This window comes from uncultured Brevundimonas sp., assembly GCF_963975535.1.
Lineage (GTDB): Bacteria > Pseudomonadota > Alphaproteobacteria > Caulobacterales > Caulobacteraceae > Brevundimonas.
Map to the genome: position 1 here is coordinate 88,691 of NZ_CAXBHE010000010.1, position 21,217 is coordinate 109,907.

Consider the following 21,217-nt stretch of genomic DNA (forward strand, 5'->3'; position numbering starts at 1 on the left):
AAAGTGAATGGCGGGAGGAGCGCCTATGGCTCATGGTGAGTTCGCTCCGAGCGGCCCGGCCTACAGCGCTTCGACGCCACGGTCCGGTCGCCGGATCCGCAAGGATCGAGGGCGCCGGGAGAAATCCCCTCGCCTCCCGCATTTGGAAAGGAGCTTCCATGGCACTCGATGCCGCCCCCGCGGCCGACACCTTCGGGCGTCGGTTTCACTATCTCCGTCTCTCCGTGACGGAGGTCTGCAATTTCAGCTGCACCTACTGCCTGCCGAACGGCTGGAAGAAGAGCGGGCCGCTGTCCTTCCTGACCGTCGACGAGATTCGCCGCCTGGTCGCCGGCTTCTCCGACCTCGGCCTCAGCAAGGTGCGCCTGACCGGCGGCGAGCCGACGGTGCGCAAGGACTTCAACGACATCATCAGCACCGTCGCGGCCTCGCCCGGCGTCGCCAAGGTCGCCGTGACCACCAATGGCTGGAACCTGGCCCGGCACATCTCCGACTGGCGCGCCTCGGGCCTGAGCCACATCAACATCAGCATCGACTCGATCGATCCGGAGGTGTTCCGGCAGATCACCGGCCACGACAGGCTGAACCAGGTCCTGACCGGACTGGACATGGCCCTGGTCGAAGGCTTCTCCGCCGTAAAGGTCAATGCTGTCCTGCTGCGTCAGACGGCCGAGGCCGGCTTCGACGCCTGGGCCCGTTTCGTGCGCGACCGGCCGGTCACCGTCCGCTTCATCGAACTGATGAAGACCACCGACAATCACGACTATTTCGCCGCCCACCATGTGAAGGCCCAGGGCCTGCGCGACTGGCTGGATCGCAACGGCTGGACGGCGGGGCCTCGGGCCATCGATGCCGGCCCGGCCCTCGAATATCGCCACCCCGATCACGCCGGGTCGATCGGTCTGATCGCGCCCTATGCGCCCGGCTTCTGCGACAGCTGCAACCGGCTGCGGGTGACGTCACGGGGCAAGCTGCGCCTGTGCCTGTTCGGGGACGGCGGGGTCGATCTGCGCGACCTGCTCCAGGATGACGATGATCGCGACCTTCTGAACGCCCGCATCGTTTCCGGCCTGACCGGCAAGACCTGGAGTCATCAACTGGCCCAGGGCCTGTCCGGCGACCTGAAGAACCTGGCCCAGCTGGGCGGCTGATCAGCTCGAGACGTAACCACAACTGCGCCCGGTCGCCGAACTCCAGCGCTCGCTCTCGGCCTTGCCGATGACGCCGTCGCGCGGCGGCATGTGGTTGTCGATCAACGGCGACGGGCGGGCCAGGCGTTCAAGGGCCTCGGGCCGGCTCAGGGTCACTTCGCCGCCGCGCACGACCACGCCGTATTTGGCCAGGCTGGCGAAGGCCCGGGACAGGTTTTCCGGCGTCATGCCCAGCAGAGACGCCAGCACCCGCTTTTCATGCGGCAGCACGATCGTCTCGACCGAGTTCTGACGAATGCGCTGGGTGACCAGATAGTTGGCCAGCCGCTCGGCACCGCCCCGCAGTTTCTGGTTCTTCACGGCCCGGACCAGACCGCGGTAACAGCCGGACAGCTCCTGGGCCACGGCAAAGCTGAAATCGGCGTCCTGTCGCATCACGCGACGCAACGCCTCGCCCGACAGCATCAGGATCTCGGATCGCTCCAGCGTGCGCGCCGACATCAGGGCATCGGCATCCAGAACCACGGCCGCGAGAATGAAGGTCGACACCGGACGCAGCAGCGCCAGCGTGGTCTCCTTCTCCTTCCACGAGCCCTGCAGTTCGACCATGCCGTCCAGCAGGACGTAGAGGAAGTCGACCGTATCGCCTTCCATCAGCAGGGTGGTGCCGGCCGGAAAGCGCTGCAGGAACGCGCCCCCGGTCACGTCGCGGAAAACCTCGGGCGAGGCCCTGGAGAACAGCGGCAGGGCCTTGACCCGATCGAGGTCGGACTCGCGCATGGTCATGAAGGGCTCCGAATCTGGATCAGGATGGCTGGGTCTCGCCTACAGGAATCGGGGCCCGGAATTCTGCCCCTCGGTTCACAGTGACCTACCATTTGACCTTTATCAAACACAATAGAAACCTAAAGCAATCACGCGCCCAAACAGGGTCGATTTGCTTTCATTTATCAATCAAATACTCAATATAAAGCGCCTGGAAACAGCGCAAATTGACAAGGATCAATCTTCACGTGCCGCGCCGGAGATAATGAACATCGCAGACGGGCCGGAGGGCGGCCCTGATCGATGGAGAAGACCGGAATGGTCTCCGTTTCCGAAGCGCCGGCCCCAGGGGCCAGGTCCGCACTCTGGGTCAGCACCTTCGCTTTCACCGCCTGTTTTGCCGTCTGGACGATCTTCTCGATCATCGGCGTCCAGATCAAAGCCGACCTCAACCTCACCGAGGCCCAGTTCGGCCTTCTGGTCGGCACACCGATCCTGACCGGGTCGCTGTCGCGGATCTTCCTGGGCGTCTGGACCGGTCAGTTCGGCGGACGCATCGTCAACCTGGTCGTCATGGTCCTGGCCGCCGCGGCGACCTTCCTGCTGTCCTACGCTGAAACCTATACCCAGTTCCTGGTCGCGGCGCTCGGCGTCGGCCTGGCCGGCGGGGCATTTGCGGTCGGCGTCGCCTATGTCTCGAAATTCTACCCTGCCAGTCGCCAGGGCACAGCCCTCGGCATCTTCGGTGCCGGCAATGTCGGCGCTGCCGTTACCAAATTCGCAGCCCCGTTCGTGATGCTGGCCCTCGGCTGGGAAGCCGTGGCCCAGGTCTGGGCCGGCGCGCTGCTGGTCATCGCCATCCTCGCCTTCCTGCTGACCCGCGACGAGCCCGAGATCGCCGAGCGCCGCCGTACGGGCCAGAAGCCGGTCACGGCCTGGATGCAGCTGACGCCGCTGAAGGACATCCGGGTGTGGCGCTTTTCGCTCTACTATTTCTTCGTCTTCGGCGGCTTCGTCGCGCTCGCCCTGTGGCTGCCGCACTACCTGACCGGAGCCTACGGCCTCGGCATCGGGGCCGCCGGCATGCTGGCCGCCGCCTATTCGATCCCCGGCTCGCTGTTCCGGGTATTCGGCGGCTGGCTGTCGGACCGGATCGGCGCACGCAAGGTCATGTACCTGACCTTCGCCCTCAGCGCCGTCTGCACCTTCATCCTCGCCTATCCGGCCACGACCTATGTGGTGGACGGCATCCAGGGACCGATCCAGTTCAGGCTGGCCCTGAGCCTGCCCGCCTTTGTGGTGCTGGTCTTCATACTGGGCTTCGCCATGAGCCTGGGCAAGGCCGCGGTCTACAAGCACATCCCCGTCTACTACCCGGACCACGTCGGGGCGGTCGGCGGTCTGGTCGGCATGATCGGTGGCCTGGGCGGCTTCATCCTGCCGATCGCCTTCGGAGCCCTGAACGATCTGACCGGCGTCTGGACCAGCTGTTTCATGCTGCTGTTCCTGCTGGTCTCCGGAGCCCTGCTCTGGATGCACCTGGCCGTGCGCCGGATGGAGCGCCGACGCTCCCCCGACCTGGCCACCCTCCCGGAATTCCCCGAACTGGCTGGCGTCGGTCCCGACAGGGCCACCGCCGCCGCCTCCCCGCGCTCGAGCTAGAGAAAGACGCATATGTCCCGTCATGTTCTGAACGACTGGCGTCCGGAAGACCCCGATTTCTGGGCTTCATCCGGCAAGCGGATCGCCGCCCGCAACCTCTGGATCTCGGTGCCCAACCTGCTGCTGGCCTTCTCGGTCTGGATGGTCTGGTCGATGGTGGTGGCCAAGCTGGCACTGATCGGATTCAAGTTCGAAACGTCCCAGCTGTTCTGGCTGGCCGCCCTGCCGGCGCTCTCGGGCGCGACGCTGCGCATCTTCTACAGCTTCATGGTGCCGATCTTCGGTGGACGGCGCTGGACGGCCCTGTCGACCCTGTCCCTGGTCATCCCGGCGCTGGGGATCGGGCTGGCGGTCCAGAACCCCGACACGCCCTACTGGGTGTTCGTCACCCTGGCGCTGCTCTGCGGTCTGGGGGGCGGCAATTTCGCCTCGTCCATGTCCAACATCGGCTTCTTTTATCCGAAGGCGGAAAAGGGCAACGCCCTGGCGCTGAACGCCGGCTTCGGCAATCTCGGCGTCAGTGTGATGCAGTTCGCCGTGCCCCTGGTGATCACGCTCGGCCTGTTCGCACCCGTTGTCGGTGCGCCCCAGATCGCCGTCGACAAGGGCGTCGAGAGCGAGATCTGGCTTCAGAACGCAGGCTTCGTCTGGATCCCCTTCCTGCTGGCGTCGGCGACCGCGGCCTGGTTCGGGATGAACGACATCACCTCGGCCAAGGCCTCCTTCAAGACCCAGGCGGTGATCTTCAAGCGCAAGCACAACTGGCTGATGTGCTACCTCTACATCGGCACCTTCGGCTCGTTCATCGGTTTCTCGGCGGCGTTTCCCCTGCTGGGCAAGACCCTGTTTCCCGACGTCAACATCCTTCAGATCGCCTTCCTCGGCCCGCTGGTCGGCGCGGCGTCCCGGGCGCTGACAGGCTGGGTCTCCGACCGCTGGGGTGGTCAGAACGTCACCCAGATCGTCTTCTACGCCCTGATCGCCGGCGTCCTGGCCGTCCTCTACAGCGTCGGGGCCTTCGGCGGCGAACCGGTCTTCAGCCTGTTCTTTGCGAGCTTCATCTGGCTGTTCTTCTGGACCGGCGTGGGCAATGCCTCGACCTTCCAGATGATCCCGGCCCTGGTGCGAACCGACATGCCGCGGCTGATGCCCGACGCCTCGCCGGATGAACGCCGGAAACAGTCGGAACTGGAATCGGCGGCCATCGTCGGCTTCTCGTCCGCCCTCGGCGCCTACGGCGGCTTCTTCATCCCGCTGGCCTTTGCCAACTCGATGAAGGCGACCGGCGGCCCCATGACGGCCCTCTACCTCTTCTGCGCCTTCTACGCGACCTGCGCGGCCGTCAACTGGGTCTACTACGCCCGACCGCGTTCGCCCCTGAATCTCTCCCTCAAAGCGGCAGTCTGATCATGAGCCATACCCTCGACCGCCTTGCCTTCTTCACGCGCAAGACCGAGCTGTTTTCCGACAGGCACGGCGTCATGAACGACGACGACCGCAGCTGGGAGGAGGCCTATCGAAACCGCTGGCGTCACGACAAGATCGTACGCTCGACCCATGGGGTGAACTGCACGGGCTCGTGCTCCTGGAAGATCTACGTCAAGGGCGGGATCGTCACCTGGGAGACCCAACAGACCGACTATCCGCGCACCCGCCCGGACCTGCCGAACCACGAGCCGCGCGGCTGCGCCCGTGGGGCCAGCTACAGCTGGTATCTGTATTCCGCCAACCGGGTGAAATACCCGCTGATTCGCTCGCGCCTGCTGAAGCACTGGCGGGCGGCACGGGCCACCCTGCCCCCGGTCGCCGCCTGGGCCTCGATCCAGGACGACCCGGCCGCACGCGATGACTACATCCAGATGCGCGGGTCAGGCGGCTTCGTCCGCGCCGAATGGGACGAGGTCAACGAGATCATCGCCTCGGCCAATGCCTACACCGTCAAGCGCTGGGGCCCCGACCGGATCTTCGGCTTCTCGCCGATCCCGGCCATGTCGATGCTGTCCTATGCCGCCGGTGCCCGATACCTGCAGCTGATGGGCGGCGTCAGCGGCTCGTTCTATGACTGGTACTGCGACCTGCCCCCGGCCTCGCCCCAGACCTGGGGCGAGCAGACCGACGTGCCGGAATCGGCCGACTGGTTCAACTCCGGCTTCCTGCTGCTGTGGGGGTCGAACGTGCCGCAGACGCGCACGCCCGACGCCCACTTCTATACCGAGGCCCGTTATCGCGGGGCCAAGTCGGCGGTCATCTGCCCCGACTATTCCGAGGCCTCGAAATTCGCCGACCTGTGGCTGGCGGTGAAACAGGGAACCGACGCGGCCCTGGGCATGGCCTTCGGTCATGTGATCCTCAAGGAGTTCCACGTCGACCGCCAGGTGCCGTATTTCCGCGACTACCTGCGCCAGTATTCCGACCTGCCCATGCTGGTTCGCCTGGTCCCGCAGGACGGCGGCCTTGTCGCCGAACGCCAGCTGCGCGCGTCCGACTTCAGCAAGTCGCTGGGCGAGACCAACAATCCGGAATGGAAGACCGTCGCCCTCGACGAAACCACCGGAAAAGTGGTGGTGCCGAACGGCTCCATCGGCTTCCGCTGGGGCGAGGACGGCAAATGGAACCTCGAGGAGAAGGAGACCGGCGGCAAGGCAACCCGCCTGCGCCTCGGCCTCAAGGATGACCACGACGAGGTTGTCGGCGTCCGCTTCCCCTATTTCGCCAACACCGCCACCAACGGTTTTGCCTCCAGCGATCACCCCGACGTCCTCGTCCGCAACGTGCCGGTCAAGCGCATGAAGCTGAAGGACGGCGAGGCCCTGGTGGCCTGCGTCTACGACCTGTTCCTCGCCAATTACGGTGTCGACCAGGGCTTCGGCGGCGATCATATGCCCAAGGACTTCGACGATCCGGAGCCATATTCGCCTGCCTGGGGCGAGGCCATGACCTCCGTGCCGCGGGACCAGATCATCGCGGTGGCCCGCGGCTTCGCCGGCAATGCCGAAAAGACCAACGGCAAGTCGATGGTCATCATCGGCGCGGCGATGAACCACTGGTTCCACATGGACATGAACTACCGTGCGGTCATCAACATGCTGGTCATGTGCGGCTGCGTCGGTCAGTCCGGTGGCGGCTGGGCCCACTATGTCGGCCAGGAAAAGCTGCGGCCGCAATCCGGCTGGGCCCCGGTGGCCTTCAGCCTCGACTGGTACCGTCCGCCGCGTCAGCAGAACTCGACCTCCTTCTTCTACGCCCACACCAACCAGTGGCGTTATGAGACCGTCACCCCCCGTGAAATCATGTCGCCGACGGCCCCCGCCGGGGACTGGGGTGGCTCGTTGATCGACTTCAACGCCCGCGCCGAACGCATGGGCTGGCTGCCCTCCTCGCCGGCCCTGAAGACCAATCCCCTTCAGGTCGCCCGGGACGCCATCGAGGCCGGGGTCGATCCGAAGGACTATACGGTCAAGGCGCTCAAGGACCGGTCGCTCGAAATGTCCTGCATGGACCCGGACGATCCGGCCAACTGGCCGCGCAACATGTTCATCTGGCGCTCCAACCTGCTCGGGTCGTCGGGCAAGGGACACGAGTATTTCCTCAAGCACCTGCTGGGGGCCAGCCACGGCGTCCAGGGGGCCGACCTGGGCGAGTCGGGCGGCGTCAAGCCGACCGAGGTGACCTGGCGCGAGGAGGCCCCGGAGGGCAAGCTGGACCTGCTGGTCACGCTGGACTTCCGCATGTCCACCACGGCCGTCTATTCCGACATCGTCCTGCCGACGGCCACCTGGTACGAGAAGAACGACCTCAACACCTCGGACATGCACCCGTTCATCCACCCGCTGACGGCGGCGGTGGATCCGGCCTGGGAAGCCCGCAGTGACTGGGACATCTTCCGCGGCCTGGCCAAGACCTTCTCGGAGGTCTGCCCCGAGGTGCTCGGCGTCGAGAAGGACGTCGTCCTCACCCCGATCCAGCACGACAGCCCGGCCGAACTGGCCCAGGCGTCCGAGGTCCACGACTGGTGGAAGGGCGAATGCGAGCCGGTCCCCAACCGCACCATGCCGCAGATCACCATCGTCGAGCGGGACTACCCGAACCTCTACAAGCAGTTCACCTCCATCGGCCCGCTGATGGAAAAGATCGGCAATGGCGGCAAGGGCCTGGCCTGGAACACCGAACACGAGGTCGAGCTGCTGAAAGCCCTGAACGGTGAGGTCCTCGACGAGGGCGTTTCCCAGGGCCGGGCCTCGATCCACGACGTGGTCGACGCCTGCGAGGCCGTGCTGATGATGGCTCCGGAAACCAACGGTGAGGTCGCCGTCAAGGCCTGGGCCGCCCTGTCCAAACAGACCGGCCGCGACCACACCCACCTGGCCCTGCCGAAGGAAGAGGAGAAGATCCGGTTCAACGACCTCGTGGCCCAGCCGCGCAAGATCATCTCCTCGCCGATCTGGTCGGGTCTGGAGTCCGAACACGTCTGCTACACGGCCAACTACACCAATGTGCACGAGCGGATTCCGTGGCGCACCCTGACCGGCCGGCAACAGCTGTATCAGGATCACCTGTGGATGCGGGCCTTCGGTGAGTCGCTGTGCGTCTATCGTCCGCCGCTCGACATGAAGACCCTGTCGGTCAAGGGCCTGAAGCCGAACGGCGAGCCCGAGATCGCGCTGAACTTCATCACCCCGCACCAGAAATGGGGCATCCACTCGACCTATTCCGACAACCTGATGATGCTGACCCTCAACCGGGGCGGTCCTGTCATCTGGATCTCGGAAACCGACGCCCGCCGTATCGGCGTGGTCGACAACGACTGGGTCGAACTGTTCAACGCCAACGGGGCCATCACGGCCCGGGCGGTGGTGTCCCAGCGGATCCGTGAAGGCACCACCTTCATGTATCACGCCCAGGAAAAGATCGTGAACACGCCGGGGTCCCAGATCACCGGTCGCCGCGGCGGCATCCACAACTCGGTCACCCGGATTGTGCCCAAGCCGACGCACATGATCGGCGGCTACGCCCAGCTGTCCTACGGCTTCAACTACTACGGCACCGTGGGGTCGAACCGCGACGAGTTCGTAATCATCCGCAAGATGACCAAGGTCGACTGGCTCGACGAGCCACTCGGCGACTTTTCTCAAGCCAAGGAGCCAGCCCAATGAAGGTCCGCGCCCAGATCGGCATGGTGCTGAACCTCGACAAATGTATCGGCTGTCACACCTGCTCCGTCACCTGCAAGAACGTCTGGACCAGCCGCAAGGGCGTTGAATACGCCTGGTTCAACAACGTCGAGACCAAGCCCGGCATCGGCTATCCCAAGGACTGGGAGAACCAGAAGCGCTGGAACGGTGGCTGGCGGCGCAAGAAGAACGGCGACATCGAGCCGCGGATGGGCGCGAAATGGCGCATCCTGGCCAAGATTTTCGCCAATCCGGACCTGCCCGAGATCGACGACTATTACGAGCCGTTCGACTTCGACTACGCCCACCTCCAGACCGCGCCGGAAATGAAACATTTCCCCACGGCCCGTCCGCGCTCGGCCATCACCGGTCAGCGGATGGAGAAGATCGAGTGGGGCCCGAACTGGGAAGAAATTCTCGGGGGCGAATTCGCCAAACGGTCGAAGGACTACAATTTCGCCGACATCGAAAAGGAGATGTACGGCGAGTTTGAAAACACCTTCATGATGTACCTGCCCAGGCTGTGCGAGCACTGCCTGAACCCGACCTGCGTCGCCGCCTGTCCGTCGGGCGCGATCTACAAGCGCGAAGAGGACGGCATCGTTCTGATCGATCAGGACAAGTGCCGCGGCTGGCGGATGTGCGTCTCGGCCTGTCCCTACAAGAAAATCTACTACAACTGGGACTCGGGCAAATCCGAGAAATGCACCTTCTGCTTCCCGCGCATCGAGGTCGGCCAGCCGACCGTCTGTTCCGAGACCTGCGTCGGGCGCATCCGCTACCTGGGTGTGCTGCTCTATGACGCCGATCGCATCAGCGAGGCGGCGAGTGTCGACGAAAAGGACCTCTACCAGGCCCAGCTCGACGTCTTCCTGGATCCGCACGATCCGGCGGTGATCGCCCAGGCCAGGGCCGACGGCATCCCCCACGCCTGGATCGAGGGGGCCAAGCGCAGCCCGGTCTACAAGATGGCCATGGACTGGAAGATCGCCTTTCCGCTCCACCCCGAATACCGGACCCTGCCGATGGTCTGGTACGTCCCGCCGCTGTCACCGATCCAGAACGCGGCGGCTGTCGGGGCGCTGGAAATGGACGGCGAAATGCCGGACGTGCACAAGCTGCGCATCCCGGTCAAATACCTCGCCAATCTGCTTACGGCCGGCGTCGAGGCCCCGGTGACCCTGGCGCTGCAGCGGATGCTGGCCATGCGCGCCTATATGCGGGCCAAGACCATCGACGGCCGTATCGACCACGCCCTCGCGGCCAAGGTCGGCCTGTCCGCGGCCCAGATCGACGACATGTACAAGATCATGGCCATCGCCGACTACGAGGACCGGTTCGTTATCCCGTCGGTCCACCGCGAGACCGCCGAGGACGCCTTCGACATCCGCGGTGGCTGCGGCTTCACCTTCGGCAACGGCTGCTCCGGCGGTCGCACCGAACTGGGTCTGTTCGGGCCCGACAAGCGCTCACGCGCCAAACCGACAGCAGAGGTGGCTTGATCATGGCCCTGACCTATCGCGCGCTGGCCCTGATGCTCAGCTATCCGACGGCCGAAATCCAGGCCACCGCACCGGCGGCCATCGACGCCATCCGCACCGAAGGCCTCGTCCCCGAGCCGATCGTGCGATCGCTGGAAAAACTGGCCGGCATGCTGGAACACGACGACCTCTACGATCTGCAGGAGGGCTTTGTGCAGCTGTTCGACCGGACCCGGTCCCTGTCGCTGAACCTGTACGAGCATATCCACGGCGAAAGCCGCGACCGGGGTCAGGCCATGGCCGCCCTGGTCGAGCTCTACGCCTCGTACGGGCTGGAGCTGTCAGCCAAGGAGTTGCCGGACCACCTGCCGGTCTTCCTCGACTTCCTGTCCACCCTGCCGGACGCCGAAGCCGCCTCCCTGCTGGGTGAAGGGGCCCACGTCCTGGCCGCCCTGACCGAGCGGCTGCACAAGCGGGAAAGCCCGTATCGGGCCGTCTTCGGGGCCTTGTCGAACCTGGCCGATGCAGCCCCCGATACCGACGCTGTGGCAGCCCTGATGCAGGAACCGGACGAGGACCCCGACGATCTCGAGGCCCTCGACAAGTCGTGGGAAGAAACGGCCGTCAGCTTCGGACCGGGAGAGGTCGGCTGTCCCAAGGCTGATTCCATCCTGTCCGCGATGAACGCCGCACCGCCCCCCGAAAAAAGCCGTCGCTCCGACGCGGCCGCCTGAGGAACTCCGCCATGGACCTGAATTTCATCGCGTTCGGGGTTTACCCCTATATCGCCCTGGCCGTGCTGGCGATCGGATCCGTCTTGCGGTTCGATCGTGAGCAATACACCTGGCGGACCGGCTCCTCCCAGCTGTTGCGGCGCAAGCAACTGGTGCTCGGCTCCATCCTGTTCCACGTCGGGATCCTGTCGATCTTCGCGGGCCATTTCGTCGGCCTGCTGACGCCCGTCATCGTGTGGGACTTCTTCCTGGTCACCCACGGCTTCAAGCAGATGCTGGCCATCGTCGCGGGCGGCATCGCCGGGGTGTTCTGCCTCGCCGGCGGCCTGCTGCTGCTGCACCGGCGGCTGTTTGATCCGCGGATCCGCAACACGTCCAGCTTCGGCGACATCGCCATCCTGGTGATCCTGCTGGTCCAGCTGTGCCTCGGCCTGGCGACCATCCCGCTGTCCCTGGGACACCGTGACGGCAGCGAGATGATCAAATTCATGAACTGGGCCCAGGGAATTTTCACCCTCAACCCCTACAGCGCCAGCTACATCACCGACGTCAGCTGGGTCTTCAAGGCTCACATCACCCTCGGCCTGACCCTTCTGCTGATCTTCCCGTTCACCCGGCTGGTGCACATGTTGTCGGCCCCGATCTGGTATCTGAACCGTCGTGGCTGGCAGCTGGTGCGCAGCAAGCAGCCGATGCCGCCGACGCGCCGCACCGCGGAGCGGACCAAATGAGCGCCGTCATCGTCGTCGACGGGGTTGAGCTTCCCGAGCGTCTCATCGCCGAGGAGGCCCAGAATCACCCGGGCCCCACGATCGAGGCGGCCCGCACGGCCGCGGGGCACGCCCTGGCCATCAAGGCCCTGCTTCTGGATCGCGCCCACCAGCTGGGTCTGACCGCCGAGGCGGAGCTGGACGAGGACGGCCGTGAGGAGACGCCGGAAGAGGCCCTCGTGCGCGCGGTTCTCGATGCCGAGATCACGGTCGGGCGGCCCGACGAAAGCGAATGTCGCCGGGTCTACGACAGCGCGCCCGACCGGTTCCGCACACCCCGCCTGACCCAGGCCTCGCATATCCTGTGCGCGCCCAAGGGCGACGACGCGGCGGCCTGGGCCGCGGCCGAGGTCATCGCCAGGACGGCTATCGCCGAGCTGGCCCAGCATCCGTCCCGGTTCGCCGCCCTGGCGACGGCCCTCTCGGACTGTCCGTCCAAGGGCGTCGGCGGCTCCCTCGGCCAGCTCTCTCCCGGGGATCTCGCCCCCGAGGTCGAGGCCGGACTGGACCGGCTCCAGGCCGGTGAGACCGCATCCGAGCCAGTTCGATCGCGCTTCGGCTGGCACATTCTGCGCCTCGACCGGCGCATCGACGGCCAGCGGCTGCCGTTCGAACACGTCCAGCCACAGATCTCCCTGCATCTGGAGAGCCGCGCCTGGACTGCGGCCGCGACCCGCTATGTGTCCGGACTTGCCGCCGAGGCCCGGGAACGTGGCGTGGCGCTCACCGTCACCATCGACGGTACCGTGTCGAACGGGGCCCTGTCGCTGGGTGACCTTTTGAACAATCAGGCCGCGGTCGCAGCCCGGCTGGAAGCCTGGCTGGACGAGGCCGACCCGGCCCTCGCCGCCCGGGCCCGGGAGGTTGCGGACGCCGCAGGGATCGGATTCGCCGCCTTCGTTCAGCGGGAGATCGCCCACTTCGCCCAGGGGGCCGACGACGAGCGCTGGACCCGGTTGATCTCGGCCGCCCAGGGCTCCAGCGACCCGGCCCTGGCCTGCGTCCAGGCGATTCTGAAATCGAAACTGGCCGTCCGGAAGAACACCTTCACCCTCATTCGCAGAAATTGACATGAAGCCTTTCACGCCTGCCACTTTGCTGGCCCTTGCCCTGACCGCGGCCCCCGGCATGGCCCTCGCCCAGGCCCCGGCCGCCGGCCCGGCCGCTGCATCGACGCAGACGGGCGATATCCTGTTCGACAGTCGCCTGCGCTATGAAGGCGTCAGCCAGGACGGCCTGGACGATGCGACGGCGGTGACCCTGCGCGCCCGCCTCGGCTGGCAGAGTCCGGCGTGGTCAGGCTTTCGCCTGCTGGTCGAGGGCGAGGGCGTCGTGGCCCTGGTCGACGACTACAATGACACCATCCACGGTCCCGCCCGCTATCCGGTGGTGGCCGACCCGGAAGCGATCGAGCTGAACCGCCTGCAACTGACCTGGACCGGCCTGCCGGACACCGAGGTCGTTCTGGGCCGCCAGCGCATCATTCTCGGCAACGCCCGGTTTGTCGGCAATGTCGGCTTCCGTCAAAACGAACAGACCTTCGACGCCGTCAAGGTGACGACCCGGGCCCTGAAGCCGTTGACCGTGACCTATGTCTGGATCGACCGGGTCCACCGGATCTTCGGCAACGACAGTCCGGTCGGGGAATGGCGCTCCGACAGCCACCTGGTCAATGTCGAGGCCGTGACGCCGGTGGGCCGACTGACGACCTATGGCTATCTGCTGGATTTCGCCAATGCCCCGGCCCAGTCCTCATCGACGTGGGGCGCGCGGCTTGAGGGCAGCCACGCCCTGTCGCCCGACTGGTCGGCCCTGTACGCCGTCGACTATGCGCGTCAGTCCGACTACGGAGCCAACCCGGCCAATTTCGATCTGGACTACGGCCTGGTCTCCGCCGGATTGAAACACGGCCCCCTGACCGGAACCCTGGCTGTTGAGCGGCTCGACGGCAACGGGGCCCAGGCCTTCCAGACCCCCCTGGCGACCCTGCATGCCTTCCAGGGCTGGGCCGACGTCTTCCTGAACACGCCCCGGGACGGGCTGCGCGACGTCTCCGCCACGGCCAGCTATGCGATTGCCCATCCGCCCGTCGGTCGCAGCGCCACGCTCGCCGCCTCCTGGCGTGACATCCGCGACGCCGACGGAAACAGCCGTTACGGCCGCGAACTGGACCTGACGGGACGGCTGGTTCTGGACCCGCGAAAAGCCATCGAGATCAAGGCGGCCCATTTTGACGGAGCCCAGGCCGCCTTCCCCGATCGCACCAAGATCTGGGTCGCCCTGGACTATCGATTCTAGACGCGATGGCGGAGCAGGGAGGTCATCTCGGATGAGCCAGAAGCCGCAGATCGAGCCCCTGCCCGCGGAGCTGGTTCATGAACCGCTGAACTGGCTGTTCGCTGAACATTATCGCCACCGGCAACTGTGTCGCCTGATCGAACGCGTCGGCACCGCGACCGTCCTTCTGCGCGAGGAGACGGAAGAAATCTTGACCTTCCTGCGCCAGGACATGGCCCTGCACATCATCGACGAGGAAGAGGATCTGTTCCCCCTGCTCCGCCGTCGCTGCCTGCCGGAAGATGAACTGGGCCCGTTGCTGGGCTCCCTGTCCGCGGAGCATCGCGACGACATGGAACAGACCCGCGTCCTGACCACCCTGCTGGAGCAGGCGCTGGCCGAGGGACGCCCCCCGGGGCATGACCTGGAGACGCGCCGGCTGTTCACGGATTTCGCCCTGCACGAACGCCGCCATATCGCACTGGAAAATGCGATCATCCTGCCGATCGCCCGCCTGCGCCTGACGCCCGGGGACCTGCGCGCGCTCAGCACCCGGATGGCCGCGCGCCGGGGCGTTGTTCTGGACAGGACAGAGGACGAACGCCCTGCGGACGGCCTGGAACCGTCGGGCGGCAGCGTATGATCAACGACCTGCTCCGCAACAACCTGGAATGGGCGGCCGCCAAGGCCCGGATCGACCCGGAATATTTCCGGCGGCTGTCCGCGCAACAGTCACCCGAATATCTGTGGATCGGCTGTTCGGACAGCCGTGTCCCGGCAAACGAGATCGTCGGCCTGGAACCCGGCGAACTGTTCGTGCATCGCAATGTCGCCAACCTCGCCCCGGCCCAGGACATGAACCTGCTGGCCGTGCTGCAGTTCGCGCTCGAGTCCCTGAAGGTTCGCCACATCATCGTTTGCGGCCACTACGGCTGCGGCGGGGTGCGCGCCGTGCTCGACGGACAGCGGCACGGGATCATCGATCACTGGATGCAACGCGTGCAACGACTGTACGAGGACCATGACAGCGAGCTCGCGGCGATCCAGGACCCCGAGGCGCGGGTCAATTTCATCTGCGAAAAGAACGTGCTGGCCCAGGTCCGGGCCCTGTCCCGCAACCCGTTCATCACCGACGCCTGGAAGCGTGGCCAGCCCCTGTCCATTCACGGCTGGATCTATTCGATACGCGACGGTCTGGTTCGGGACATGGAGACCACGATCACCGGCCCCGCCGACGTCAGCCGTCTTGAGCAGGCCCGCTCCCAGCCCCGGTCGCGTCCGCGCATACCGGGCCGGGGGCGATCGTCATGAGCATCGTCACGGCCGTTCTCGCGGGGGGGACCGGGCAACGGATCGGCGGAGCCAAGCCCGCTCGCCGGCTGGCGGGTGTCAGCCTCTTGACCCATGCGTTGCAGGCGGTCGGAAGATATGGAGCCCCGACGGTCCTGGTCCTGCGTGACCCGGAGCAGGTCAGCGAGACCAAGGGCCAGGTCATCCTTGATGATCCGGACATCCCCGGCCCGCTCGGCGGCCTGGCCTCGGCCCTCGCCTGGGCGGATGCCAACGGCGCGGACCGCGTCCTGTCCGTACCATGCGACATGCCCTTCCTGCCCATTGACCTGCTGGCCCGGCTCGATCTTGCCCTGACCGGCGACACGGGCGTCGCCGTCGCCGCCAGCGACGGACGACGGCATCCGGTCTGCGCCCTGTGGCGCACCTCCGCCCTGCCCGTTCTCATCCAGAGGGCCAGGGCCGGACAGCTGTCCCTGAACGGTCTCAGCGAGGCCGCCGGTCGCGTCGTCGTCGATTGGCCAGTGGAAGATCGGGACCCGTTTCTCAACATCAACACCGGCGAAGACCTGGCCCGCGCAGAGGCGATGACGCGATGACCACCCTGTCCGACCGCCAGCTGACCCACGCGACCCGGGCCCTGCCGCGCTACACCAGCTATCCCACCGCCCTGGCCTTCCAGCCGGCCCCGGATGACGCAGACACCCGCCGATGGCTGGGCGATATCCAGTCCCATGACACCCTGTCGATCTATGCCCACATCCCCTTTTGTGAGCGGCTGTGCTGGTACTGCGGCTGCCACACCAGTGTGCCCAACGGCTATGCGCGGGTCGCCCGGTTCCTCGACCAGCTGAAGCGTGAGATCGACCTGTGGGGCGAGGCCCTGCCCGCCCACGCCGGCACGGCCCATCTGCATTTCGGCGGTGGCAGCCCCAACAGCCTCAACACCGGCGATTTCGCCGACCTTCTGGCCCTGCTGGCCACCCGGTTCCGCCTGCGTCCGGGGGCCGAGGTCGCGGTCGAACTCGACCCCGGCACCCTGCAGCGCGAGTTTGCCGGGGGTCTGGGCGCGGCGGGCGTGACCCGCGCCAGCCTCGGCGTGCAGACCTTCGATCCCGAGGTCCAGCGCCTGGTCAACCGGTTCCAGCCCGTTGAACAGGTCGCCACCGCCGTCGACGACCTGCGCGGCGGCGGGGTCGCGGCGATCAATTTCGACATGATGTACGGCCTGCCCGGCCAGACCTGCGCCAATGTCGCCGCCAGCATGGCGACCGCGCTGGCGCTGGAACCCGACCGGGTCGCCCTGTTCGGCTACGCCCATGTGCCGTGGATGAAGAAGCACCAGGCCGTGATCCGCGACGCGGACCTGGCCGATGTGTCCGGGCGCTGGGCCCAGGCCGAGGCCGCCGAGTCGGTGCTGGCGGCGCACGGCTATGTCCGCATCGGCATGGACCATTATGCCCGCCCGGACGACCCGATGACCGCGCGCCTGGCCGAGGGCACCCTGCATCGCAACTTCCAGGGCTATACGGACGATCCGTCGTCGGTGCTGATCGGTGTGGGCCCCTCGGCGATCAGCAGCCTGCCCTTTGCCTATGCCCAGAACCGGCTGCGCGTCGACGACTGGGCCGCAGACATTGCGGCCGGGCGCCTGCCGGTCGGCCGCCAGCTGGAAACCACCTCGGACGACCGGCTGCGCCGGACGGTGATCGAACGTCTGATGTGCGACCTCCAGGTCGATGTCGGGGCGGTGTGCCTGGATCATGGGCGCGAGGTGTCGACGCTGGATCCGGCGATCGCCGGGGCCCGCGCCCTCACGGCGGACGGCCTGTGTCAGGTCGAGGGACGCCGGGTTCGCGTGCCCTCGGACATGGCCCGGCTGGTCCGGGTGGTCGCCGCCTGTTTCGACAACCGGTCGGTCATCGCACCGAAGCGGCACAGCGCGGCCATCTGACGGCCGTCACCGGCCCCTTCCTGCGGCCCTGACCCTGGCCCGACAGCAAACGGGCCGGGGGTTGCCCCCCGGCCCGTCCTCGCTGGTCCTGGTCGTGGGATCAGTATTTCAGGCGCAGACCGATGGTCACACCCAGCTCGTTGTAGTCGTTGTTGTAGCGCACCACGCCGTCGCCGTAGACGGACCAGCCACTGCCCTTCTGGCTCGTCATGCCCGCGCGCAGCTCTGCGAACGGCGTGTCAAAACGATCCGCCAGAGTCAGCGCCGGACCGCCGCTGGTCAGCACCATCTCGTTGTCCCCGAGGGTCTCACCGATGCCGCGCAGCGAGACGTGATAGCGGGTCGCCCAGTCGGAACTGTCCTCCAGGGCCCCGGACATCCGGACCCCCAGCGAAACCCGAAGGCTCTCGCCGTTCTGTTCGCCGAAGCCGGCACCGGCCGCGGCAAATCCGTCGACCTGGCTGTCGACATAGGCCAGGCCGACGCTCGGTTCGAACACCATGCCGTTGGAGAGCGGCGTCCGGACCCCGACCTCGATCGCGGCCCCCAGCGATTTGACCTGGGTCTCCTGCTCGGTGAAGCCGGCCAGGTCGCGGGCCTTGATCTCGGCGTCCAGGCTGTTGAAGCCGATCGAGGCCGAGGCGAACAGACCATTGCGAACCACGGAGGCATAGCCGCTGACGGTGACGCCGCTCATGTCGATCGCGGCGTTGCCCTGCGAGAAGTCGGCGCGGGAGTCGACGTGACCGATCGCGCCGCCGACGACCCAGGCCGCATCGCCGAGCTGAAGCACCCGGTCCACACCGACGATGGCGGAGGTGACATGCTGGTCATAGCCGGTGTTGTAGGTCACCGGGCCGGCGAGGTTGGTTGCGGTCTGTTCGGCATCGCGCGACTGGCGCGTCCCGTTGACGTCGACCCAGAAGCCGCCGGTGGCGGAACCGGCCGCCAGCTGGTCACGGACTTCAGCCTGGCGTTCGGTCCGCGGTGCGGTGCCGTGCCAGACCGCCTGGGCCTGTCGGCCAAGCGTCGCAAACTGGTAGGCCTGAACCTTGGGCGCGCTGATCAGCACGGTCCCCCGGGCCGGATCCACGGCCAGCTGGCTGTAGAACATGCCCTGGCTCTCGATCACGCCGCCGAACACATTGGCGTTGTAATAGCTGGAGCCGGCGTCGAGGACGAAGTCACCGGCGTGGGTGGTGCCCGAGACGATCAGGACGCCGGTCGGGTTGTTGGCACTGAAGCTGCCTGCCGGCGTGACGTCGTTGATGAGGACGGTGGTACGCCCCGAGGTGGAGCCGACCGTCAGCACATCCGAGACCGGAGCCGCGCCGCCGATCCGGGTGTCGACCGCCAGACGCGCCGCGCCGGAACCGACGTAGGTCGCGCCCGGAGCGATCAGGCTGTCCCCGGCCACGCCGTTCACCAGCTGCAGGGTGCCGCTGTTGTTCAGGGTGGTCAGACCGGTCAGGCGGAAGACCGAGCCGCCCGAGAGGACCGGTGCGGTGCCGACGCGAACCGTGCCGCTGTTGTTGAACACATTGGTCCCACCGCGGAAGTCGAACGTCGTCGACTGACCCTGGGTGATCAGCTGTCCGGCGTTGACGAAGGTGTCGTTGCCGACGCTGAATGTCGACAGGCCGCCGGTCTGGAACGTGGTGCCGACGCCGCTGGCGAGCGAACCGCTGTTGGTGCCGGTCAGGGCGGAGAAGTCGACCTGACCGATGATGTTGCCGCTGTTGTTGACCACGACCGAGCCACCGGTCGCGCGGATGGCGGTGGTGAAGGCCGAGCCGCTGACGGCCTGGATGGTCGCGCCCTGGGCCACATTGATGGTGGAGGCGGTCCCCGACGCGGTGTTCAGCGCGATCACCGAGTCGGTCGGCGAGTTGACCCGTCCGGCGATCACGGCACCGGCGGCGACGTTGACGACGCCGGAACCGGTCGTGCTGGCGACCACCGCCGGGCCCGTGCCGGAGATGACATTGCCACCGAGGTTGAGTTGCAGCCCGCCTGTGCCCGCGGCGAGATTGATGGCCGGTCCCGAAGCGCTGGACACCGTGCCCGCGCTGGTGACGGCCAGGGCCCCCGTGCCGGTCGTGCTGGCGGTGATGCCGGCGGTGGAGCCGCTGACGTTGCCGAGAGCCGAGACCGTGGTCAGGCCATTGGCACCGGTGACGCTGATCCCCGCACCGTTCTGGCCGGTCGCGGTGCCGGTGACGACCACGCTGGTCGCGCCGGTACCGGTATTGCTGGCCACGACGCCCGAGGTGGTGCCGCTGACCGCACCGCCGGTGGCGATGTTGACCGCCCCGCCGGTGCCGACCGCCTGCACGCCGATGCCGTTGAGCCCCAGGATGGTGGACCCGGCCAGCGACGCGACGCTGACCGTGCCGCCGGTCGTGGAGGTCGCATAGACGCCGAGGTCACCCTCGACCAGGCCGCCGGCGGCCGTGTAGGCCACGTTGCCGGCCCCCTGAAGAACCACACCATAGGCACCCGGATCGATGATCCCGCTGGTGGTGACGTTGATCGCCCCGGTGCCGTTGTGCACGGCATAGATGCCGGCGCTCTGCAGACCCGTGCCGGCGGAGATGTAGATGCCGCCGGTCGAGTTGATGGTCAGGGCCTCGTTGCCCGAGTCGATGATCGCCAGAATGCCCAGATCGACGGTGTTGCCGGTGCCGACCGTGCCGATCGCACCGGCCTGGTTGATGGTGATGGCCCCGGAACCGGACGTCGCGAAGATACCGGCCACGGCACCCGGAGCGATCGTGCCGCCGGCCGCCGTGCGAATGTCAATCGCGCCCGTCGTGGTCTGGGCCTGGATGCCGGTATGGCCGGTGATGATGGCGGTGCTGATGCCGGCGGTACCGCCGATGTTGATCGAGCCGGTGCCCAGGGTGTTTGCGTAGATGCCGCGCTCGATGGCGTGGATGGTGCCACCGGTCGAGTTGATGGCAATCGAACCGGCGTTGGTGGCCGAACCGATCCAGGCGTTCAGGCCCATGTTCACGCGGTCGGCACCGACGCCGCCGATCGACGCGAAATTGTCGATCTGGACGTTGTTCGAACCCGTGGCCGAATGGACGTTGACGTGCGCGCCCACGCCGCCGCGTGCCGACAGGGTGGTCCCCGCCGCCGTGGTCACCTGGGCCGATCCCTGGCCGTACAGGTTGACGGCGATCGCCGAGCGGCCGTCGCCGCCGATGACCGAACCGCCGGCGGCGATGTTCACGCCGGCCCGCGCGGTGGATCCGGTGCTGAAGGCGTCGATGCCGTAGTTGCTGCCGCTGACAGTTCCCGTCGTCGCGATCGAGATCAGCGAGTCGCCGCGACCGTCGGCGAAGATGCCGTCCCAGGTGCCGTTGGTCGAGCTGTTGGCGGTCACCGCGCCGGAGCGGATGGTGATGTCACCGCCGCCGTTGGTGACCTGGGCGCTGATGCCCGAGCCGCCGGTGGAGGTCACCGGTCCCAGTGCGTTGATGACCAGCGTGTTGGAGGCGAGCACACCGTTGTTGACGCCGATGATGCCGAAGCTGCTCTGGCCGATGACCGGGCCGGTCGCGTCGATGACCACACGGCCATTCGCCGCGGGGGAACTGCTCGTCGTGCGCTGGTTCGCGGCGACGATGCCGCGCGTGGCGCCGGTGACGCTGCTGACGACGACATTGATGTCGCCTTCGCTGGTAGCGAAAACACCGGTAGCCCCGGCGACAACCGGGCCGGTGCGCTGGGCCGTCGACCCGATGGTGACGCTGCCCGTGCCATTGCTCCGGGCGTTGATGCCGTTCGTCCCCGCGCCGCTCGTCACGCTGCCGCCGGACAGGATCGAGATCGCCCCGCCATTGCGGTTGTTCGTCTCGATGCCGACGAGGGCCGCATTGATCGCGCCGGTGGTGACGACGCTGATGTTGCCGCCGAAGGCGTCGGCCTGGATCGCGTCACCCGCTGCCGCCGTC

At 66.8% G+C, this 21,217-nt stretch carries 15 protein-coding genes and 1 riboswitch; of the genes, 13 read left to right on the plus strand and 2 right to left on the minus strand.

Annotated features, from left to right (window positions below):
- The first annotated feature begins 32 nt into the window (after positions 1-32).
- Positions 33-169: riboswitch (molybdenum cofactor riboswitch) on the plus strand.
- Positions 159-1,151, plus strand: a complete 993-nt coding sequence (gene moaA, locus AACZ75_RS13455; RefSeq protein WP_339873529.1) for a GTP 3',8-cyclase MoaA — start codon at positions 159-161, stop codon at positions 1,149-1,151. (Overlaps the previous riboswitch by 11 nt.)
- On the opposite strand, the gene AACZ75_RS13460 is transcribed toward moaA, so the two are convergent.
- Positions 1,152-1,931, minus strand: coding sequence for a cyclic nucleotide-binding domain-containing protein (locus AACZ75_RS13460; protein ID WP_339873555.1), 780 nt, complete (start codon positions 1,929-1,931; stop codon positions 1,152-1,154). It lies immediately after the preceding gene.
- A gap of 303 nt (positions 1,932-2,234) precedes the next feature.
- Between AACZ75_RS13460 and AACZ75_RS13465 the strand changes: the two genes are divergently transcribed.
- From AACZ75_RS13465 to hemN, 12 genes are read left to right on the plus strand one after another with little or no spacing between them, the layout of a single operon-like run.
- On the plus strand, positions 2,235-3,578 hold the full coding sequence (locus AACZ75_RS13465) for a nitrate/nitrite transporter (protein ID WP_339873530.1): 1,344 nt from the start codon (positions 2,235-2,237) through the stop codon (positions 3,576-3,578).
- 12 nt (positions 3,579-3,590) lie between these two features.
- A complete protein-coding gene (locus AACZ75_RS13470) occupies positions 3,591-4,985 on the plus strand; it encodes an MFS transporter (RefSeq protein WP_339873532.1) in 1,395 nt (464 codons plus the stop codon).
- Between the two features lie 2 nt (positions 4,986-4,987).
- A complete protein-coding gene (locus tag AACZ75_RS13475; protein ID WP_339873533.1) occupies positions 4,988-8,731 on the plus strand; it encodes a nitrate reductase subunit alpha in 3,744 nt (1,247 codons plus the stop codon).
- Positions 8,728-10,251, plus strand: coding sequence for a nitrate reductase subunit beta (narH, locus tag AACZ75_RS13480; RefSeq protein ID WP_339873535.1), 1,524 nt, complete (start codon positions 8,728-8,730; stop codon positions 10,249-10,251). The genes AACZ75_RS13475 and narH overlap by 4 nt, the downstream gene beginning before the upstream one ends.
- 2 nt (positions 10,252-10,253) lie before the next feature.
- Positions 10,254-10,964: a nitrate reductase molybdenum cofactor assembly chaperone gene (narJ, locus tag AACZ75_RS13485; RefSeq protein WP_339873537.1), complete on the plus strand. Its 711-nt coding sequence runs from the start codon at positions 10,254-10,256 to the stop codon at positions 10,962-10,964.
- A gap of 11 nt (positions 10,965-10,975) precedes the next feature.
- On the plus strand, positions 10,976-11,695 hold the full coding sequence (narI, locus tag AACZ75_RS13490) for a respiratory nitrate reductase subunit gamma (protein ID WP_339873539.1): 720 nt from the start codon (positions 10,976-10,978) through the stop codon (positions 11,693-11,695).
- Complete coding sequence (locus tag AACZ75_RS13495; protein WP_339873540.1) at positions 11,692-12,804, plus strand: peptidylprolyl isomerase; 1,113 nt, start codon at positions 11,692-11,694, stop codon at positions 12,802-12,804. Before narI ends, AACZ75_RS13495 begins: the two co-directional genes overlap by 4 nt.
- A 1-nt stretch (position 12,805) precedes the next feature.
- Complete coding sequence (locus AACZ75_RS13500; protein WP_339873542.1) at positions 12,806-14,032, plus strand: hypothetical protein; 1,227 nt, start codon at positions 12,806-12,808, stop codon at positions 14,030-14,032.
- 31 nt (positions 14,033-14,063) lie between these two features.
- The gene (locus AACZ75_RS13505) at positions 14,064-14,654 is read left to right on the plus strand and encodes a hemerythrin domain-containing protein (RefSeq protein WP_339873544.1); all 591 of its coding nucleotides are present in this window, start codon (positions 14,064-14,066) and stop codon (positions 14,652-14,654) included.
- Positions 14,651-15,322, plus strand: a complete 672-nt coding sequence (locus AACZ75_RS13510) for a carbonic anhydrase (RefSeq protein WP_339873546.1) — start codon at positions 14,651-14,653, stop codon at positions 15,320-15,322. The genes AACZ75_RS13505 and AACZ75_RS13510 overlap by 4 nt, the downstream gene beginning before the upstream one ends.
- Positions 15,319-15,900, plus strand: coding sequence for a molybdenum cofactor guanylyltransferase (locus AACZ75_RS13515; RefSeq protein WP_339873548.1), 582 nt, complete (start codon positions 15,319-15,321; stop codon positions 15,898-15,900). Before AACZ75_RS13510 ends, AACZ75_RS13515 begins: the two co-directional genes overlap by 4 nt.
- On the plus strand, positions 15,897-17,255 hold the full coding sequence (hemN, locus tag AACZ75_RS13520) for an oxygen-independent coproporphyrinogen III oxidase (protein WP_339873550.1): 1,359 nt from the start codon (positions 15,897-15,899) through the stop codon (positions 17,253-17,255). Before AACZ75_RS13515 ends, hemN begins: the two co-directional genes overlap by 4 nt.
- Positions 17,256-17,355: 100 nt before the next feature.
- Here the strand turns inward: hemN and AACZ75_RS13525 are convergent.
- Positions 17,356-21,217 (minus strand): autotransporter domain-containing protein (locus AACZ75_RS13525; protein WP_339873551.1); only part of this gene is annotated, 3,862 nt, incomplete at its 5' end.

Bases quoted from the DNA above. Each gene is read 5' to 3' on its own strand.
- AACZ75_RS13475 (WP_339873533.1), top strand. From the start codon at position 4,988: ATGAGCCATACCCTCGACCGCCTTGCCTTCTTCACGCGCAAGACCGAG.
- moaA (WP_339873529.1), top strand. From the start codon at position 159: ATGGCACTCGATGCCGCCCCCGCGGCCGACACCTTCGGGCGTCGGTTT.
- hemN (WP_339873550.1), top strand. From the start codon at position 15,897: ATGACCACCCTGTCCGACCGCCAGCTGACCCACGCGACCCGGGCCCTG.
- AACZ75_RS13465 (WP_339873530.1), top strand. From the start codon at position 2,235: ATGGTCTCCGTTTCCGAAGCGCCGGCCCCAGGGGCCAGGTCCGCACTC.
- AACZ75_RS13460 (WP_339873555.1), bottom strand. From the start codon at position 1,931: ATGCGCGAGTCCGACCTCGATCGGGTCAAGGCCCTGCCGCTGTTCTCC.
- AACZ75_RS13515 (WP_339873548.1), top strand. From the start codon at position 15,319: ATGAGCATCGTCACGGCCGTTCTCGCGGGGGGGACCGGGCAACGGATC.
- AACZ75_RS13500 (WP_339873542.1), top strand. From the start codon at position 12,806: ATGAAGCCTTTCACGCCTGCCACTTTGCTGGCCCTTGCCCTGACCGCG.
- narI (WP_339873539.1), top strand. From the start codon at position 10,976: ATGGACCTGAATTTCATCGCGTTCGGGGTTTACCCCTATATCGCCCTG.
- AACZ75_RS13470 (WP_339873532.1), top strand. From the start codon at position 3,591: ATGTCCCGTCATGTTCTGAACGACTGGCGTCCGGAAGACCCCGATTTC.
- narH (WP_339873535.1), top strand. From the start codon at position 8,728: ATGAAGGTCCGCGCCCAGATCGGCATGGTGCTGAACCTCGACAAATGT.
- AACZ75_RS13510 (WP_339873546.1), top strand. From the start codon at position 14,651: ATGATCAACGACCTGCTCCGCAACAACCTGGAATGGGCGGCCGCCAAG.
- narJ (WP_339873537.1), top strand. From the start codon at position 10,254: ATGGCCCTGACCTATCGCGCGCTGGCCCTGATGCTCAGCTATCCGACG.
- AACZ75_RS13495 (WP_339873540.1), top strand. From the start codon at position 11,692: ATGAGCGCCGTCATCGTCGTCGACGGGGTTGAGCTTCCCGAGCGTCTC.
- AACZ75_RS13505 (WP_339873544.1), top strand. From the start codon at position 14,064: ATGAGCCAGAAGCCGCAGATCGAGCCCCTGCCCGCGGAGCTGGTTCAT.